This window comes from Dehalococcoidia bacterium, from assembly GCA_025054935.1.
In the GTDB taxonomy this organism is placed as follows: Bacteria; Chloroflexota; Dehalococcoidia; order SpSt-223; family SpSt-223; genus JANWZD01.
This window is the reverse complement of record JANWZD010000017.1, coordinates 1-17,717: the sequence shown is the minus strand read 5'-3', so window position 1 is coordinate 17,717 and position 17,717 is coordinate 1. Positions and strand designations below refer to the sequence as shown.

Annotated in this window: 12 protein-coding genes; 8 read left to right on the top strand and 4 right to left on the bottom strand. The window is 68.5% G+C overall.

The features are described 5' to 3' along the window. Positions 1-4 precede the first annotated feature (4 nt). Complete coding sequence (locus NZ773_14845) at positions 5-2,410, top strand: glycosyltransferase family 39 protein (GenBank protein MCS6803202.1); 2,406 nt, start codon at positions 5-7, stop codon at positions 2,408-2,410. Between the two features lie 2 nt (positions 2,411-2,412). Next, a complete protein-coding gene (locus tag NZ773_14840) occupies positions 2,413-3,363 on the top strand; it encodes a glycosyltransferase (protein ID MCS6803201.1) in 951 nt (316 codons plus the stop codon). A 1,090-nt stretch (positions 3,364-4,453) separates the two neighbouring features. Here the strand turns inward: NZ773_14840 and NZ773_14835 are convergent. Further along, positions 4,454-4,939 (bottom strand): DinB family protein, encoded by a 486-nt coding sequence (locus NZ773_14835; protein ID MCS6803200.1) that lies wholly within the window; start codon positions 4,937-4,939, stop codon positions 4,454-4,456. Between the two features lie 10 nt (positions 4,940-4,949). Further along, a complete protein-coding gene (locus tag NZ773_14830) occupies positions 4,950-5,900 on the bottom strand; it encodes a class II aldolase/adducin family protein (GenBank protein ID MCS6803199.1) in 951 nt (316 codons plus the stop codon). Positions 5,901-6,652: 752 nt separating this feature from the next. Between NZ773_14830 and NZ773_14825 the strand changes: the two genes are divergently transcribed. The 4 genes from NZ773_14825 to NZ773_14810 all read left to right on the top strand — a co-directional run bounded on the left by NZ773_14825 (position 6,653) and on the right by NZ773_14810 (position 12,131). Beyond that, on the top strand, positions 6,653-8,098 hold the full coding sequence (locus NZ773_14825) for an FAD-dependent oxidoreductase (protein ID MCS6803198.1): 1,446 nt from the start codon (positions 6,653-6,655) through the stop codon (positions 8,096-8,098). 370 nt (positions 8,099-8,468) lie between these two features. Then, positions 8,469-9,647, top strand: coding sequence for a M24 family metallopeptidase (locus NZ773_14820; GenBank protein ID MCS6803197.1), 1,179 nt, complete (start codon positions 8,469-8,471; stop codon positions 9,645-9,647). Between the two features lie 313 nt (positions 9,648-9,960). Next, positions 9,961-11,301 (top strand): nodulation protein NfeD, encoded by a 1,341-nt coding sequence (locus tag NZ773_14815; protein MCS6803196.1) that lies wholly within the window; start codon positions 9,961-9,963, stop codon positions 11,299-11,301. Between the two features lie 5 nt (positions 11,302-11,306). Next, positions 11,307-12,131 (top strand): slipin family protein, encoded by an 825-nt coding sequence (locus tag NZ773_14810; protein MCS6803195.1) that lies wholly within the window; start codon positions 11,307-11,309, stop codon positions 12,129-12,131. A gap of 309 nt (positions 12,132-12,440) precedes the next feature. On the opposite strand, the gene NZ773_14805 is transcribed toward NZ773_14810, so the two are convergent. Then, positions 12,441-12,908 carry a BON domain-containing protein gene (locus NZ773_14805; protein ID MCS6803194.1) on the bottom strand — a complete coding sequence of 156 codons (468 nt, stop codon included), beginning with the start codon at positions 12,906-12,908 and terminating at the stop codon, positions 12,441-12,443. A 66-nt stretch (positions 12,909-12,974) separates the two neighbouring features. On the opposite strand from NZ773_14805, the gene NZ773_14800 reads away from it, so the two are divergent. Beyond that, a complete protein-coding gene (locus NZ773_14800) occupies positions 12,975-14,072 on the top strand; it encodes a Gfo/Idh/MocA family oxidoreductase (GenBank protein MCS6803193.1) in 1,098 nt (365 codons plus the stop codon). 502 nt (positions 14,073-14,574) lie between these two features. Continuing rightward, positions 14,575-16,167 (top strand): MmgE/PrpD family protein, encoded by a 1,593-nt coding sequence (locus NZ773_14795; protein ID MCS6803192.1) that lies wholly within the window; start codon positions 14,575-14,577, stop codon positions 16,165-16,167. Here NZ773_14795 and NZ773_14790 read toward each other — a convergent pair. Next, positions 16,148-17,717: hypothetical protein (locus NZ773_14790; GenBank protein MCS6803191.1), on the bottom strand; the 1,570-nt coding region annotated here is incomplete at its 5' end. The genes NZ773_14795 and NZ773_14790 overlap by 20 nt on opposite strands.

Below are 17,717 nucleotides of genomic sequence, written 5' to 3'. Positions count from 1 at the left end.
AGAAGTGCCGCTGGAGAGTGCTCCTCGCGCGCTTCGGCGTCCGTGGGGGGAGCCGCGCTTCGCGGTTCTCGCCCTGACGGTCATCCTGCTGCTCGCTTTCGGCTTGCGGGTCTATCGGCTTGATGGGCAGAGCCTCTGGGCTGACGAAGGGGCGAGCGTCGTGATGACCTATCGCTCCCCAGCGGCGATCCTCGAGGCGGCAGCCGGAGATATTCATCCGCCGCTCTACTACCTCGCTCTCCGCGGCTGGGCGGAGCTGGCGGGCCGGACGGAGTATGCGCTGCGGTTTCTCTCGGTGCTCGCTGGGGTCGCGGTCGTTGCGCTCACCGCGGTTGTGGGGCGGCTGCTGCTTGGTCCGGCGGCGGCGCTGCTTGGCACATTCTTCGCTGCCGTCTCGCCGCTGCTCATCTACTACTCCCAAGAGACGCGCATGTACGAGCAGATGGCGCTGCTTGGGATGGCAGCAATTGCGGGCAGTCTCCTCTGGTGGCGGCGCTGGGACCGCGGGCGTCCGAGTGCGCTGCTCCCGCTGCTGCTTGTGCTTGCCTTTGCTGGAGCAGTGCTTACGCAGTTCTTCGGCGTGACGGCGATGGTCGGGGCGACCCTCGCGTTCGTGGCGCTGCACCCCAGCCCGCTGCGCTGGTGGCGGCGCTGGCTTGCGTGGGCGGCAGTGCAGGGCGGCGCGATTGTGCTGGTCATCCCTTGGCTCCTCTACGCCTCGAACCAGCTGCGGAGCTGGGAGGTGACTGCCGAGCGGCTGAGCCCGCTTGCGTTCGCGGAGCGGGTCTTCCGCTTCTTCGCCTACGGGCCAGCGTGGGACCAGACCGTCACGGGAAAGACGATAGCGCTGGGGATTGCGCTGCTGGTGCTGGCGGCGGCGTGGTCTATCGCTGGACCGGGAAAGGCGCGGCGCGCACAGGCGGTGGCGGCGGTCGTGCTCCTCGCCGTGGCGGCGCCGCTCACCCTCTTTGGCGTGGCGCTCAATCGGCCGGTGGTCCCTCACCCCAAGTTCCTCCTCATTTCCGTGCCGGCCTTCTGCCTTCTGCAGGGCGCGGGCGTGGCGGCGGCAGGCGCGATCGCGCAGCGCATGGCGGGTCGGCTTGCGAGGGCGCAGCGCCGGTTGCCGCTCGCGGTAGGGACGCTCGTGGTGGTCGCCCTGGTCGGCGGGCAGGAATATGCGGCTGGGCGGGCGCTGCTGGCGAGCTATCACGACCCGAAGTACTTTCGCGATGACTATCGCGGTCTCGTTCGCTATCTTGCCCTCACCTCGCAGCCGGGCGATGTCATAGTCCTCAATGCCCCGGGCCAGCGCGAGATCTTTGACTACTACTATCGGGACCAGCTCCCGGTGATCGGGCTGCCGACGCAGCGTCCGCCCGATGATGCCCGAACGGTCGCCGAGCTCGAGCAGCTGATCGCCACCGCGCGGCGGATCTGGCTGGTGCTGTGGGCGAGCGAGCAGGCGGACCCGAACGGGGTTGTCGAAGGTTGGCTGAACGAACATGCTTTCCGCGCCTACAATCGCTGGTACGGCGGCGTTCGGCTCGTCCAGTACGTCGTTCCCATCCAAACGGAGGCGGGGACGATCCAATTCCCCGAGCGTGTCCAGTTCGAGCGCGGGATTGAGCTGCTCGGCTACTCGCTTGCCCAGAGCGAGAGCCGCCCCGGCGAGGCGCTGCAGCTGACCCTCTTCTGGCGCGCCACCGCGCCGGTCGATGAGCGGTACACCGTTTTCACCCACCTGATTGATGCGGCCGAACTGATTTGGGGGCAGCGTGATGCGGAGCCGGGGAGCGGCCGCCGCCCCACCGATTCGTGGACGCCGGGGGAAACCATTGTCGACCGCTATGGGCTGCCAGTGTTTGCGGGCACTCCGCCGGGGGCATACTACATCGAGATTGGCCTCTATCGGGCGAGCGACGGCAGGCGGCTCGGCATCCTTGAGAATGGCCGCGTCATCGCTGACCGCGTTCTGCTCGGCATGGTGACGATCACCCGCCCCGAGCGGCAGCCGACCGTCGAGCAGCTCTTCATTGAGCATCCTCGCGATGTCCCCTATGGTCCGCTTCGGCTGCTCGGCTACGACTTTCACAAGCTCGGCTTCGACCGCGGCGCCACCGACTTTTCGAGCGGCGACTTGGCGCATCTTACGCTCTACTGGCGCGCCGAGAGCCGGCCGACGAGTGACCCGCCGCTCCGCATTGAGGTGCGCAACGATGCGGGCAACTCGGTGCGCACGGTGATCGCGCCGGTGACGAACGGGCTCGCCCCGCTGACGACGTGGCAGGTTGGCGATATCGTGCGCGACCAGCACAAGTTTGCCCTCGATGTGCTGCCCGGCCGCTACCGCCTGTTTGCGGGGCTGGATGGCGAGCCGCTGATCGAGCTTGGCCCGCTGACGGTGCGCTGAGCGTGCGCGTTTCGCTCTGCCTGACGGTGCTCAATGAAGCGCGGTCGATCGATGAGCTGCTGGAGTCGGTGCGTGCGCAAACGCGTCCGCCGGACGAGATCGTCATTGCCGATGGCGGCAGCCGCGACGGCACTGTCGAACGTATCCGCGCCTATTGCGACCGCCTGCCGATCCGGCTGCTCGTTGTGCCGGGGACGATCAGTGCTGGTCGGAACGCGGCTATTCGCGCCGCGACCGGCGACCTGATTGCAGTGACTGATGCTGGAGTGCGCCTCGCGCCCGGGTGGCTGGCCGACCTCATTGCGGCGATCGAGAAGGGGGCCGATGTTGCCGCCGGCTTCTTTCTGCCGGACCCGCGCACGACCTTTGAAGTAGCGATGGGCGCTGCCGTCTTGCCTGAGGCGCGCGACATCGATCCGGCGCGCTTTCTCCCCTCCAGCCGCTCGATCGCCTTCCGGCGTGCCGTCTGGGAGCAGGTCGGCGGCTATCCGGAATGGCTGGACTATTGCGAAGATCTTGTCTTCGACTTTGCCTATCGCCGCGCCGGCTTTCGCCAAGTGTGGGTTCCGTCCGCTGTTGCGCACTTCCGCCCGCGAGGCTCATTACGCGCCTTCTGGCTGCAGTACTTCCGCTATGCCCGCGGCGACGGCAAAGCGGACCTGTGGCGGAAACGTCATGCGGTGCGCTACCTGACCTACGGCGTTGCTGCACCGGCGCTGCTCGCTGCTGGGCGTCGGTCGCCGCTCGCATGGCTGCTGCTGCTCGCTGGCTTCCTCGCCTACCTCTGGACGCCGCTTCGCCGCTACCGCCGCCAGAGCGCCGCGCTCTCCCTCGGCGAGCGGCTGCGCGGTCTCCTCTGGCTGCCGGTCATCCGAGTGGTGGGCGACCTCGCGAAGATGGCGGGCTATCCGGTCGGCATTTGGTGGCGGCTGCGCCGTCCTCGGCGCCGGTAGTCGGCAAGCCGGCAGGAGCGCCGTCGCCGCACGCACAGCGCAGCCGTCAGCGCTCGGCAGTCCGGAGAGCTCCTTCAGGAAGGTCGAGGACGGCTTCCTTTGAACGAACGCTGGCCATGCCGACGTGGAGCGGTGAACTGACCAGTACTTCCCGGCACTGCAGACGAACGGCAGGACAGGAACTATGCCCGTCGTAGGGCCCACCTTCCTGGCGCATTCGTAGCGGGGAAGGAAAGCTCGAAGGAAGGAAGAAGCGCGATTGCGTCGTCAGCGCTCCGCAGGCCAGCGCCGTGGCGCTCGAGCCGATGGCGCAGCGCATCGCAGCGAAGCGCCATTGCGCCGTCTCGTCCGGCCAGCCTCGATGAGCGGCGCAGCCGTCGAGACGGGGCAGCGATGCCCTCCCGCCTCATCAGCCGCCGCATTGCATGCCGGTTGGCAGCGCCGCGGCACTCGCCGGAGCGCGTGCGGGATCGAACGGTCGCTCGGTGCGCGCTCCGGGCACAATGGGGCACCGCATTCCAGGCATTCGGCGCGACTGCGCGTCCGTTGAGCCGGTGAACGAGCGTCCATCTCGATGATCCGGGATGGCGGCGATCAAGCTTGCGGAGCTGAGCGACGCCGTTGTTATCGCGTTGCAGACCGGATGGATACCCCTTCGCTATGCCGCGTCGCCGCCATTGTCGCGATGCAAGGCGGAGAGACATGCCCGGCGGGGTGGTGGCATGCCGGGCATAGCGACGCTCGGCAATTCCGTCCAGCCCCTATTGTCATCTCTATCGTCGTTGGAGCGCGCGGCGCTTCCGTTCGGTCCCGCTCTCGGACGAGAGCTGCTCCTGCGCGGGATTGCCGCGGCCCCTGCGGGGCCTCGCAATGACAGTGAGGATGTCCTGGCAACCATAACCCCGGTAGCGCTCCCGCACCGGGTTGCCGACGGCTCGCAATGACAGTGAGGATGTCCTGGCAACCATAACCCGCATGCGACTCGCGCAGGGGAGCGGCAGGCGGCCTTGCAATGACGGTGCGAGTGGTCTTGACGATCGGAGCTGCGCCCTGCCAGTCGGCTGGGGGTAGCTTCGCGAGCGAGCGCTGCTTACTCTCCGAGGGCGCCGCGCAGCGCCATGATCTCACCTGTGTGCTCCAGGAGATGCGCAACAAGCAGTTGCAGCCCCTCGCCGACCGTCGTTCGTCGCTCTGGGGTTTCGATCGTTCGGTCGAGGTCGGCGTCCGCCATCCCTTCCATGAAGGCGCGTGCCGCCGCGAAAACCGCATCGGCATAGGAGCGGACCGCCTCTGGGTCAAGCCGCATCGCTCGCGCTGCTGCGTAGTCTTGGCGGAGAGGCGCCGCGACCCCCAGCCGATCGCTCCAGCCATCGCGGTCCCAGAGCGATGGCTGGCCGTGCAAGAGATGGATGCCCCAATCGTGCACTGCAAGGGCGTGCAGCCATGTTGCGCCGATAGGGTTCGCTGTTCCGGGCGGGGCCCAGCTCAGTGCCTTGGTCGTCAGTCCCTCAGTCGCTCGCCGGAGGTTGCGCTCGCCGATGGCGAGCAGCCCCGCAAGCGCGGATGCGCCGTTCATCGTGCTCCCTTCAGGCGGGCTGACGGGTACGCCGCCGCCGTCCATTCAATGACAAGGCGATCGAGAGCGCAGGGCCGCCCAGCTCGACGGCGACAGTCGACTCCCGAATGCTCCGCTGTCCTTCTGCACGGCCTGGCTCGTGGAAGACCGTCTGCGCCACGCCATACTCGCGGCAGATCGTCAGCATCTCCTCGACGGACAGGCCTTCCGCGGGCTCGCCGCTCATCAGGTTCAGCTGCTCGTAGCGCGCTCCCGCTTCAGCATATTCGATGTGGTCGGACGCATGCTCAATGGCGTAGGTCGAGCGGGCGATGACCCCATGCTTCGCCCAGACAACCAGCGTCCGGCCGCGCATCCGCTCTGCTGTCAGCTGCGCTAGGCGCGCCGACCCCGGCACGATGAACGGCACAACCCCGATCCCGTTGGGGAAGTGAACGATCAGTTCCGGTTGCCAGCGCAGGATCCGGCGGTTGAACACGGCTTCGTCTTGGTAGCGGGGAATGTGACTGAGAAAGGTGAGGTACGGCGGCTGCGCGTGGATGACCGCTTGGTACTCCGCGCCGGCTGCCATCGCCTCGCGGTGAAGGGCAATGTGGCTGCTGAACTCGCTTGTCAGCCGACGAAAGCTGCGGCGGGGCGAGGTGTGAAGCGTCGCCGCCTCGCCGCCTTGGTCGACGACAGCAACGCCGAGATGCGCGTCCGGATCGCGTCGAATGGCGGCGAGGCGGCAGCCCGAGCCGGAGACAATAAAGGCTGCCCCCGCTAGCTCGGGAGCGCGCTCTGGCAAGCGGATCGGCTCCTGCTGAGGAAAGCGGACCGACACCGCAAGCGGCCACCGGACCCCGATAGAAATGTTGCCCGCCGCGCCTTCCGTCGCCTGAATGGCATCAAGCCGCTCAGCGGCAAGACCGATCGACTCGACCAGTTCATCAATCCCGAGACGCCGTGGTTCATCCATCATTCGGCCCCTTTCTTGAATGATAGGGCGCGCCGCTCGGAACTGCTGGCGCGACCAGCATGTGGGGGGCACGGCGGCCGAGGGGAAGACAACTGTTCTGCTTTCATGACAGCCGACCCCCTCTCCTCATCTGCAGTTCTCATAAGAGCCATTTCTGACTGCCCATGAGGAATCGCCTCACGGACGGATTGCGCGAGCAGCCAAGCGCGGGGAGCAGCGCAGGGCGCTGCCGACACGGCCGAGGGGCAGTCCTTTTGCGAAGTGGACGTACCGAATCAGTCAGGGAGTGCCAGAAAACGCGCGCAGCGGATGGCGGGCTGACAGGGCGTACTTCCCGTCACGATGAGTTGAGGGCATCGTTGCGTATCGGCGGACCCCGTGGTTTATGGTTACTAGGGCATGCTTCCCCTCATTGCGAGTTCCCGCAGGTGCCGCAGCAATTCCGGCCGAGGGAACGCCTCCTGTCGGTGAGAGGAGCGGACAGGAGAAATTTGCCTAGCGCGATTCCCGCCGAGTGACCCCCATGCAGGCGACAAGCTGGGTCACCGCGAGGCGCCTCGCGCTGCTTGACGGCGGGCTGGGCGCATTGGTCGCGCCGCCCGCAATCAGCAGGGCAGGAGCGGCGCCCGAGGGAGGACGTGTCGCACTCGGTGCCGACGGAGTGAAGCGGGGCGCTCGGCAGGAGGTGAGCAGTTGACGGCGCTTTTCATCGTGTCCGGAACGCGATATTCTGAAGTGACCATTCTTTGGAGGAAATGATGGCGCAAACGTTGATCATCGTCGGCGCCGGCAATGCCGGGATGCCAGCAGCAATTGAAGCGGCCGATCGCGGCGCGAATGTCATTCTCGTCGAGAAGACCGACCAGCTTGGCGGCATGCTCCATTGGTCGAGTGCGACGATGAGCGCGGCCGGCGCGCGAATGCAGAAGGCAAAAGGGATCGTCGATAGCCCCCAGCTGCACTTCGAAGACTGCATGCGCATCGGTCGTGGTCGCAACGACCCGGCGATCTTGCGGCTGGCGGTCGAGAATGCAGCGGAGACAATCGACTGGCTTGAGTCGATCGGCGTGCCCTACACCGCCGAGTCGCCGCGCTTTGCTCCCGAGCATCCGCTCTACAGCGTGCCGCGCAGCTACTATGCAAACCAGCCCGGTCCCTCGACAACGGGTGGCTTCCGCGGTGGCGGCATCATCTTCGAGAAGCTGAACAAGGAGCTCCAAAAGCGGATCGAGGCGGGCAAAGTCGACGTGCGGCTGAAGACGAAGATGACGGGCCTCATTGTCGAGGAAGGGCGCGTTGTCGGCATTCGCGCAGAGGCAAATGGCCAGCCGGTTGAGATCCGCGGCGATGCGGTTATTCTCACCACCGGCGGCTACATGGCAAACCCCCAGCTCATGCAAAAGTATCACCCGGTTGGCGCCAAACTGGTAACGCTCTGCGGTCCGCACGCGACTGGCGACGCCATTCCGATCGTTGAGGCGATCGGAGGGACGACCGTCAATATGGATCTTTTGATCCCGCTGCTCGGCTTCGTCGAGGACCCAGAGAACCCCGGCTATGCTCGTCCCGGCATCACCCTCCACTATGGTCGCAACCCGGCGATTTCGGGCGATATCTGGGTCAATGCCAACGGCGAGCGCTTCATCGCCGAAGACACCAAAGACCCGGACGCCAAGGAGCGGGCGATCATGAGCACGCCCGGCTGGGTGATGTGGGCGATCTTCGACGACCTGATGCGCCAAGGGTTCACCAAGGAGATCAACGAACTGACGCGGCGGCTAGGCCTGCTTGGGCTGATTACGAGCGCTCCCACGATTGAGGAGCTCGCGGAGAAGATCGGGGTCCCGCCGGCGAACCTCCGTCGCACGGTCGATGAGTACAACGCCGCTGTCGAGTCGGGCAACGATCGGCTGGGACGCAAGGAGATGCCGAAAGCGATCGACGAGCCGCCGTTCCATGCCATCCGCTCGGACGGTGTGACAATCCTCAGTCAGGGCGGGATCAAAGTGAATAGCAACCTGCAGGTCGTGCGCGCTGACGGCACGCCGATCGAAGGTTTGTACGCTGCCGGCGAAGTGCTGGGTGCAGGTCAAGTGATGGGCGATGCCTTCTGTTCAGGGATGTCCGCCGGCGCGGCCGTCACGACAGGGCGGCTCGCCGTCCGCTTTGCGCTCGGCATCGCCGCTCCTGCGGCCGTCTAGGTCCCTCTCGCGCCGGTTTTGGCGCGGACACCCGGGCGCTGCGGGGCGAACGCTGGCGGCGCGATGGACGGCGCATCTCCTGCTGGAGGAGGCGCTTCTCCTGCGCCGCGCTGCCAGCGCTCTGCCCTGAACGGGAGCGTTTGACGGCGAGGCGTCCCCGGACTTCGCGAGAGCCGAGCACTGCCGCCGACGTCGAGCCGGTATCCCTGAAGGGAGGCGGCGTCGCTGAGCGTGGCAGTACGGGACGCGGCTGCTCCGCCGGCAGGCGGCAGCCGAACGGCGCAACGCGCTTTGCGGCTGCGGGGCGGAGACGGTGAGCCTCCCTTCAGGGCAGGACGAGGTTGGCGGCCGTTCGTGCTATGCTCCTTTCGTGGACATCGAGCGTCTGCGCGCTATCGTCGCCGAGAGCGGCTGCTCGGCTTGGCTGCTGACAGACTTTCGCCGCTCAAACCGGATTGCCTACCGTGCCCTTGGCCTCGACGAGCGAGGGATCGCTACTCGGCGCTGGTACTACCTCCTTCCAAAAGAGGGGCCCCCGCGGAAGCTAGTGAGCGCGGTCGAGCCCGGCGTGCTCGACCGTCTTCCGGGCGATAAACATGTCTACCGCACTTGGCAGGAGCGCGAGGCAGGGCTTGCGCTCCTCCTCGCCGGCCACACCCGCGTTGCCGCCGAATATTCGCCCCACGGCCAAAATCCCGCCGTCGGCGCGGTCGACGCTGGCACAATCGAATTGATCCGTTCGCTCGGCGTCGAGGTTGTCAGCTCGGCGGATCTCGTTCAGCGCGCTGTCGCCGTCTGGTCTGAGGAGCAGATCGCCCAGCATCGCGAGGCGTCCCGCCGCCTGCTGGCGATCAAAGATCGCGCCTTTGCTGCTCTCCGCGAGGCGGTGCGCGCCGGACAGCCGATCACCGATTGGCAGCTGCAGCAGCAGATCATGGCGTGGATCAACGCAGCAGGCATGGTGACCGACCATGCGCCGGAGGTAGCGACCGACGGCCATGCGTCTGACCCTCACTTCTCGCCTGCGGCCGATCGTCAGACGCCGATCGCGCCTGGCTCGGTGGTGCTGCTCGACGTTTGGGCAAAGCTGGATGAGCCGGGCGCCGTCTACGCCGACTATACGTGGATGGCCTACGTTGGGGAGAGCGTGCCGGAGCGGCCGGCGGCACTCTTTGCCATCGTTGCCGCCGCGCGCGATGCTGCGATCGACGCCGTCCGGCGCGCCGTGCAGGAAGGGCGGCCGCTCCGCGGCTACGAGGTTGATCGCGTTGCCCGCGAGGTCGTGACGCGGGCGGGCTACGGCGACGCCTTTGTCCATCGCACCGGCCACAACATCGGGCAGGATGTCCATGGCGAAGGCGCGAACATTGATGACTACGAGACGCACGATGAACGTGTGCTCCTGCCGAACACCTGCTTCTCGATTGAGCCGGGCATCTATCTGCCTGATATCGGCGTGCGAAGCGAGGTGAACGTTCTGCTGCTGCCGGCCTCGGTCGAGGTGACGGGCGAGATTCAGCAGGCGATCGTCCCCCTGCTTGCAGGCTGAGGCTGCCGCGCGAAAGCGCGCGTTCGCGCGGGGAGCCGAGAGCGGGCGGTTTTGTGCTGCCGCGACACGCTGCTCTTTCAGCGTGAAAAGGGCATCGCTCCCCGGGGATGCGCCCCGACGCCAACGGCAGCGGCTGGCGTGCCCTGCCTAGAAGCGATGATCCGGCGCCGGCAGTTCAGCGGCCCCCGGGTGCGGGGTTTTTCAGCGCGCCGCGTGAGCAAACCGTGCGCTGCGCGCGGCTGACGGTCGGCTGTCCGCCCGGGGTTTCGCCAGGAGGCGCGCCGCCGTGATACAGTGAATCGAGGTTCGTCAGATGACAGCACAGCTCACAGCGCAGCGGGTGCTCCGTTTTATCTGGTTCGGCATCCTCGTCCTAGTGAGCGCTTCGCTGCTTGCGGAGACCGGCCGGGCGGCAGCGCAGCAGGCGGCAGTGCATGTCCTGACGGTGCAGGGCGTGATCAATCCGGTGCAGGCGCGCTATCTGACGCGCGGGATCGAGAGCGCGAACGCCGCCGGCGCGGCAGCGATCGTGATTAAGCTCGATACGCCTGGCGGTCTCGACACCTCAATGCGGGAGATCGTCCAAGCGATCTTGGCCAGCCCTGCGCCGGTGATCGTCTGGGTCGCGCCGAGCGGAGCGCGTGCTGCCTCCGCGGGCATGTTCATCGCGCTTGCCGCGCCGATCGCAGCAATGGCGCCGAACACGGCAATCGGCGCGGCGACACCGGTCGCCTCGAGCGGCGAGAGTGTCGAGGGCGATCTGCGCGCGAAGGCGGTGAACGATGCAGCCGCGTACGCACGCGACCTCGCCGAGCGCAACGGCCGCAACGCAGACTGGGCCGACCGCGCAATTCGCGAGGCGATCTCAGCATCCTCCCGCGAGGCAGTGGAGCTTAAGGTGGTCGATTTCATCGCGACCGACCTCGATTCGCTGCTTGCCCAGAGTGATGGCCGGACGGTACCCACTGCGCTCGGGACGGTGCGAGTGCGGACGAGCGGCGCGGCGGTCGTCGACCGGCCGATGGGCGCGGTCGAGCGGCTGCTGCTCATTCTGACCGACCCGACGATCGCGGCGCTGCTGCTCGGCATAGCCGGACTTGCGATCTTCATTGAACTGCAGAACCCGGGGGCGATCGTGCCCGGGGTCGTCGGCGTGATCGCCCTGATCGTGGGCCTGTTCGGTCTCGGGACGCTCCCCCTGAACATCGCCGCCCTCGCGCTGGCGATCCTCGGCCTAGTCTTGCTGGGCCTAGAGGCCTACACCGCGAGCGGCGGCGTGCTCGGGGTTGGCGGCGCAATCGCGCTCGGCGTCGGGCTGCTGCTGATGGTCGACAGCCCAGCGCCCTATCTGCAAGTGTCGCGGCCGGCAATCCTCGGAGTGGTGGTTGGGTTGACGGCGGCGGTCCTCATCCTGAGCTGGTTTGGGGCGCGGACCCGCCGCGTGCCGGTCACCACCGGCAAAGAGGCGTTGATTGGGGCGACCGGCGTCGTCCGCTCGCCCCTCGCGCCTGCGGGCATGGTCTTTGTCGAAGGCGAATTGTGGGAAGCGGTGGCCGACACTCCGCTCGAGCCGGGGGCGCGAGTGCGGGTTGTGGCGATCGATGGACTGACGTTGAAGGTCGAGCCCGCCGGCCCGGAGCCGACCAGAAAGTAGGGACGATGGACCTTCTCTTCGGCGCGCCAGTCGTGCTGGTTGTCGCAATCATTATCCTCCTCTTTCTGCTCTTCTCGGCGATTAAGGTCGTTCAGGAATACGAACGTGGGGTGGTCTATCGCCTCGGCCGGCTTGTCGGCACGCGCGGACCGGGGCTCATCCTCCTGATCCCGGTCATTGAGCGAATGCGCATCGTAGACCTGCGCACGATCACGATGGATGTGCCCCCTCAAGAGGTGATCACGCGGGACAATGTGACGATCAAGGTGAACGCGGTGCTCTATTTCCGCGTCATCAATCCGGCGGATGCGGTCAATCGCATCCTTGACTACATTCGGGCGACGTCGCAGATCGCTCAGACAACCCTGCGCAGCACGCTCGGGCAGTCGGAGCTCGACGAACTCCTCGCGAAGCGTGACGAGATCAATGCTCGCCTGCAGCGGATCATCGACGAGCAGACCGAGGCGTGGGGGATCAAGGTGAGCGCCGTGGAAGTGAAGGACGTCGAGCTCCCGCAGAACATGCAGCGGGCAATGGCGCGTCAGGCGGAAGCTGAGCGCGAGAAACGCGCCAAGATCATCCATGCCGATGGGGAACTGCAGGCGTCGCGCGCGCTCGCGGAAGCAGCGCGAGTGATGGCGACCACGCCGACCGCCCTGCAGCTGCGCTATCTCCAAACCCTCTCCGACCTGTCGAACGATCGCGGGACAGTGCTGGTCTTGCCGATCCCGATCGATCTCCTCTCACCATTCTTGGGAGGAGCGAACGGCGCCGCGCCGCGTCCGGCGCAGCCGGTCGACCGTCCGACGGTCTCCCCGCCGCTCGGGTGACCCTGAACCCCGCTCTTGCTCAGGCGCGCTGAGCGTGCTGGCCGCGGCACTCTCCTCGCGTCGGTCAACGGCGAAGAGCAGAGCGCCCAAGGCGACCGCGGCGCGCGATGCGCCATTCCCCGACTGTCCCCTGCACGCGGCGCTCTCAGGGAGCGGGGCGTGGTTCGTCGTTCGCCTTGTCACAGGCCGGCTGAGGGGGCAGCGGCGGGCAACGGCCGGGAGGGCAGCAGCAGAGGAATGCCGCCCTGCTAGGCGCAGCCGCCCCGTCGCGGGTCGACTGTCGCCGCTCGGTCCGCTGCGGCAGCGCGGTTAAGAGGCGCGGCGGAGCGGCGGCGCGTCGCCGTGTCCGCCGATCGATCGCGCGCTCACCTCGATCACGCCGGGGATCTGACGCGCGATCGCGACGGCGCGGTCGATGATGAGCGGGTCGGTGGCGGAAGTGCGCAACCGAACCTCGCCGAGGGTCGACTCGACGAGGAAGGAGACCCGCGCGAGCGCTGGATCGGCAGCGAGGGCGCGCGAGACATCGGCAGCGATCGCCGTGTCGCTGCGCAACTCGTTCCGGACGGCCTTGACTTGCGGGATCGCTGCGGCGATGCGCTCTGCCAAATGGCGGTGGACCTCAGTGCGGACGACGCCGCGAAGATGAACGACGCCATCCTGCTCCTCAACCGCGATCCGAAAGCCGACGGCGGCCAACGGCTCCGCGTCGTTCAGGGCATCGGTAACGGTTTCGACAAGTCGCGAGGTGGAGGACGGCATAGCGCCTCTGGCCAACAGGAGTAGTGTCATTCTACTCGAAGCGGCTTGTCCGGCGGTTGCAGCTCCGCTACCGTTGCGGCGATGGAGCGGCTGCGGCTCGGCCTGATCGGCACGGGGTACTTTGTCCGCCAGCGTCATCTGCCGGCTCTGGCGCAGCTCGCCGACCGTTACGGAATAACCATGGTCTGCAGCGAGCGGGGCGCAAGCGCCGCAGCGGTCAGCGCAGCCTTGCCGTCGCGACCTCGGGTAGCGCGGGACTTCCGCGAGGTGCTTATGTCGCCCGAGGTTGATGTCGTGCTCGTCGCTGTCCCGATCCACCGGACGGCGCCGATTGTCCGAGAAGCGCTGCTCGCCGGCAAGCCCGTCATCTCCGAGAAGCCGATTGCTGAGACAGTCGCCCAGGCCGCCGAGCTGCTGCGCCTTGCTGCGGAGCGCGGCGTGCCGCACTTCGTTGCAGAGAATTTCCGCTATCAGGGCCGGTTCCTCGCCGGACGGGCGCTGCTTGAGGCGGGACGGATCGGCCGTCCGATTGTCTATGACTTCGCCGTCCTCAGCCGGATGACGCCGGACAATCCGTACGCCGGCTCTGTCTGGCGGCGCGAGGGGCATCATCAGGGCGGCTGGCTGCTCGACTCCGGCGTTCATGCGGTCGCGGCGTTCCGACAGGTGGCGCTCGCTGAGGTGACGACAGTGCAGGCGGTGACGCGCTCGATCCTTCCCGACCTCTTCGGCGGCCAGCCCGACACGCTGCTCGCGACGGTTGAACTGGCGGATGGCGCCGCAGGACGGCTCGCGCTCTCGTTTAGCAGCTCCAGCCGCTGGACAAACGCGATGCATGTCTACGGCACGGGCGGCACGCTGGCGCTCTTGCAGCAGCGGCGTGAGGGCGAGGGCCGAGCGCGCTACGACGACTGGATCGAAGTCGAGGCTGAGGGGAGGCGGGACGTCATCCCGCTTGAGGACAGCGCCGGGGGCATTGTGCAGGAGCTTGCCGATTTCCACCGCGCGCTGACGACAGGGTCGCCGCCGCTCGGCACGGCGTGGGAGGCGGCGAAGGATCTCCAGATCATCGATGCGGCGCTGGCAGCTGCCGAGATGGGGACGACAATAGCGATCCCGGCGGAGATCGACGCGCCGTGGCGGCACCGGACGAGGCCGGATCCTCCCGCTTGCCCGTAAGGGGCGGGGGACTGGCTTTGCGGGAGCAGCAGCGCCGGGAAGTCGAACGAGCGCGGCGAGCGCCTTGACCGAGCAGCCGAAGCAGGGGGCGCCCTCATCAGCGCGCGGACGCGGCGATGCGTTCTGGGGGCACTCGCGGCTCGCTCAGCGGCCGCTTCGCACAGCGCCGCCGATGATGAAGGGTCGCTCGGCGGCGCGGGGTCGGGCCGGATGACGGCCTCTTGAGGATCGTCTGCCGGTCGTGCGCGGCGGGGCCGGCGAGGAGGCGGACGCCGTCGACGAGCAGCCCGGTCAGGAGCGCGGTTACCGTGGCATTCCGGGCTCCAAGCGGAGCGCCGGTCTTGCTCTCTGCGCCCCGTGCCGCGGGCATGCGCGGGGAGCGAGGCGGCGCTGCTCCTTCGGGCCGGGCGCTTCTCTTGCGGGGGAGGCTGATGCGCAGAGGGGTGGGCGGGCTGCCGGGTCGCTACGCAGGCCAGCCCCCTGCGCGATCTATGATTGAGCGATGCGGATTTTCACCGAGCGCGATGTCGAGGCGGCGGCTGCAGCGGGCGCGCCGCTGGTCATTCCGCCCGGCGCGATCGTCACGCCGGCAGCGCGTGACCGCTTGCGCGCTCTTGGAAGGGAGGGCGGGCGTCCGAGTCCAAACGGCGCCGCTCCCGCCGTCACTCCGGCGGCCGCTGCTCCGGTCGACATCGAGGCAGACGACCTGAGCGGCCCGCTCACGGCCTTCGTTGGCCTGCCGGCTGAGCGGGTGCCGCGCGAGGTGCTTGAGTTCACAGCAACGCTCCTGCTCGACTGCCTTGCGGTCGCGCTCGCGGGGAGGATCGCGGAGGGGACGACCGGGCTCGTGGCGGCGCTGCGCGCCGGCAGCCGCGGTCCCGCGCCGGTGATCGGCTTTCCGGACCGGCTGTCGGCGCCGGATGCTGCCCTCGCAAACGGGGCGCTCGTCCATTCAACCGAGTTCGACCCTGCCTTCGAGGCTGGCCTGATCCATTCGGTTGCGGGGGCTGTCCCGGCGGCGCTGGCGGCGGCAGCCGAAGCCCGGCTGAATGATGGCCGAGCGCTGCTCGCGGCGATCGCGGTGGCGGGCGAGGTTGCCTGCCGCGTGAGCGCGGCGGCGCTCGGCGTGCCGACGGTCTACCGCTGCGGGGCGATGGGCGCTTTCGCCGGCGCGGCTGCCGGGGCGCGGGTCGCCGGTCTCGACCGGATGGCGGCGCGGCATGCGTTCGGCATCGCGGCCAGCCTCGGCGCGCCGTGCTGGCAGCCCCATGCGGAAGGGTCATCGGTGCATGGCGCGCTGCCCGGCTTCGGGGCACGGGCGGGCCTGCTGGCGGTGGCGATTGCCCGCCACGGCGGCACCGGCCCGGCGGACGTGCTTGAAGGCCCCTCGGGCTACTACCGCACCTACGAAGGCGGCCGCTGGGACCGCGCGCGCGCGCTCGAGGGGCTGGGCGAGCGGTGGCTGCTGCTCGACAGCGAGCTCAAGCCGTATCCCTGCGGGCGGCTGACCCACGGCGCGATCGACGGAGCGCTTGCGCTCCGCGCCGAAGGGCTGCGTCCCGAGGAGGTCGAGGGGATTGTCATCGAGTGCAGCGCCGTGATTGCGGAGCGTACTGGCCGCACACCCGCGCCGGATGCCTCCCTTGTCCACCAGCGGCTGAGCGTGCCGTTTACGGTCGCTCAAGCGCTCCTGCGCGGCCGCGTGGGGCTGGGCGAGATCGCGCCGGGAGCGGCGGCCGACCCTGCCGCGCGCGAGCTGATGGCCCGCATCGAGGTGCGCGCCGCGCCGGATATTCCTCCGGGGGCGTTCGTCCCGGTCCGCCTTCAGGTACGCACCCGCGCCGGCGCCGTGCTGCGACGCGAGGTGACCGCGCTCCGCGGCAGCCGCGCGCGCCCGCTCAGCCGCGACGAACGGCTGGCAAAAGTCGCCCATTGCTGGAGCGTTGCCGGCCTGCCGGCGTGGCGGACGCCGGACGCCCTTATCCGCGCGGTCGAGGCCCTGCCGGACGGCGGCGCCGTCGAGCGCGTCATGGCGGCGCTGCCGGTCGTTCCTTCGGCGGCCGCGCCTCGTCCGCTCAGCCCCCGGGCTCGTTAAAGGAGAAGAGCGGCACGAGGATGCGCGTGATCGTCCGGCCGGACGTCGGGGTGGGCGTGGGCGACGGCGGGGCGGTCGGGGTCGGCGTGGGCGTTGGGGTCGGCGGCAGGACGCTGAAGGGCAGGCCGTTGGAGACGCTGTCCGCCGCCTGCCCGTAGCGCGCCGTCACTGTCGCCGTGCCGGCTGTGGTGAGGTCGCTGGCGGGGATGGCGACGCTCAGCGTCGTGCTGTTGAGGACCGTGGTGGCGCGCGCGCTGCCGTTCCAGAGCGCCACTGTGCCCGAGAGGAAGTTCGTTCCCGTGACGATGAGGGTGAAGCTGGGGCTGCCTTGGAGGGCGCTGACCGGCTGGAGCGCAGTCAGGGTCGGTTTGGCGCCGTACTCATAGGCGCCGGCGTCGCAGGCGCCGTCGACCGGGCGGAGGACGCCGCGCTGGTCGGTGGGCGGGCAGGTGTCGGTGGCGGCGTTGATGGCGGGGCTGCCGGGGAGCAGGGCGCGGGTGAGGGTCGGCCCGCCGTTGTTGGCCAAGGGGCCGAGCAGCGGGTCGCCGGAGGCGGGCGCGCCGCAGCTGGCGTCGGAGACGAGGTTGACGCCCTCGTTGGCGCTGGTGGCGAGGCCGGCGCAGACGGACGCCGTGCCGGAGACGATGCTGTTGGCGAGGATGCGGCTGCCGCCGCTGGTGGCGATAGTGCCATTGGTGGCGGGGTTGTCGGTGACGGTGCTGAAGGCGAGGCGGGTCGGCTGGGAGGCGCTCGCGTTGAAGACGGCGCTGCCGGTGATGGCGCTGTTGGCGTGGAGGGTGCTGTTGGTGAGAGTGAGGGGGCCGAAAGCGCTGACGGCGCCGCCCTCCGCGGCGGCGGAGTTGCTGGTGAAGGTGCTGGCGGAGATGGTGGCGGCGCTGGCCCACAGCCCGCCGCCGTCGCGGCTGGCGGAGTTGCTGGTGAAGGTGCTGGCGGAGATGGTGGCGGCGCCGGCAAGCAGCCCGCCGCCGTCGCGGCTGGCGGTGTTGCTGGTGAAGGCGCTGCCGGTGATGACCGCTGTGCCGGAGGTGGCCAGCCCGCCGCCGCCTTCGCCGCCGCTGCTGCCGCCGGCGAAGTTGCTCAGGAAGGTGCTGGCGGTGATGGTGGCGGTGTCGGCAATCAGCCCGCCGCCGCTGCGGCCGGCAGTGTTGGAGATGACCTTCACCCGGTCGAGCGTGACGGCGCTGGTCGAGCGGACCGCTCCGCCGTCCTCCGGGCCGGTGACGCGCCCGCGCCAGAGGGTGAGGTTGACGAGCGTGAGCGGCGCGCTGGCGGTAATGATGCGGCGCGCATCTTGGCCGTCGAGGGTGATGACGCCGCCGCCGTCGATGGTGGTGGGCAAGGTGATGACGAGCGTGCTGGCGATGGGGATGGTTGCCGGCTGGTTCGTCCCGCCGCAGTTGAAGGTCACGGTCCCGCCACCGGCGAGCTTCGCCTCAAGGTCGGTTTGGGTGGTGCAGCTGGTGACCGTCCCCGCAGCCTCAAGGAACCGCGGCAGGAGCGCGAGCGCGGCGCAGAGTGCCAGCGTGCCG

Bases quoted from the DNA above. Each gene is read 5' to 3' on its own strand.
- NZ773_14795 (MCS6803192.1), top strand. From the start codon at position 14,575: ATGCGGATTTTCACCGAGCGCGATGTCGAGGCGGCGGCTGCAGCGGGC.
- NZ773_14830 (MCS6803199.1), bottom strand. From the start codon at position 5,900: ATGATGGATGAACCACGGCGTCTCGGGATTGATGAACTGGTCGAGTCG.
- NZ773_14815 (MCS6803196.1), top strand. From the start codon at position 9,961: ATGACAGCACAGCTCACAGCGCAGCGGGTGCTCCGTTTTATCTGGTTC.
- NZ773_14835 (MCS6803200.1), bottom strand. From the start codon at position 4,939: ATGAACGGCGCATCCGCGCTTGCGGGGCTGCTCGCCATCGGCGAGCGC.
- NZ773_14810 (MCS6803195.1), top strand. From the start codon at position 11,307: ATGGACCTTCTCTTCGGCGCGCCAGTCGTGCTGGTTGTCGCAATCATT.
- NZ773_14800 (MCS6803193.1), top strand. From the start codon at position 12,975: ATGGAGCGGCTGCGGCTCGGCCTGATCGGCACGGGGTACTTTGTCCGC.
- NZ773_14825 (MCS6803198.1), top strand. From the start codon at position 6,653: ATGATGGCGCAAACGTTGATCATCGTCGGCGCCGGCAATGCCGGGATG.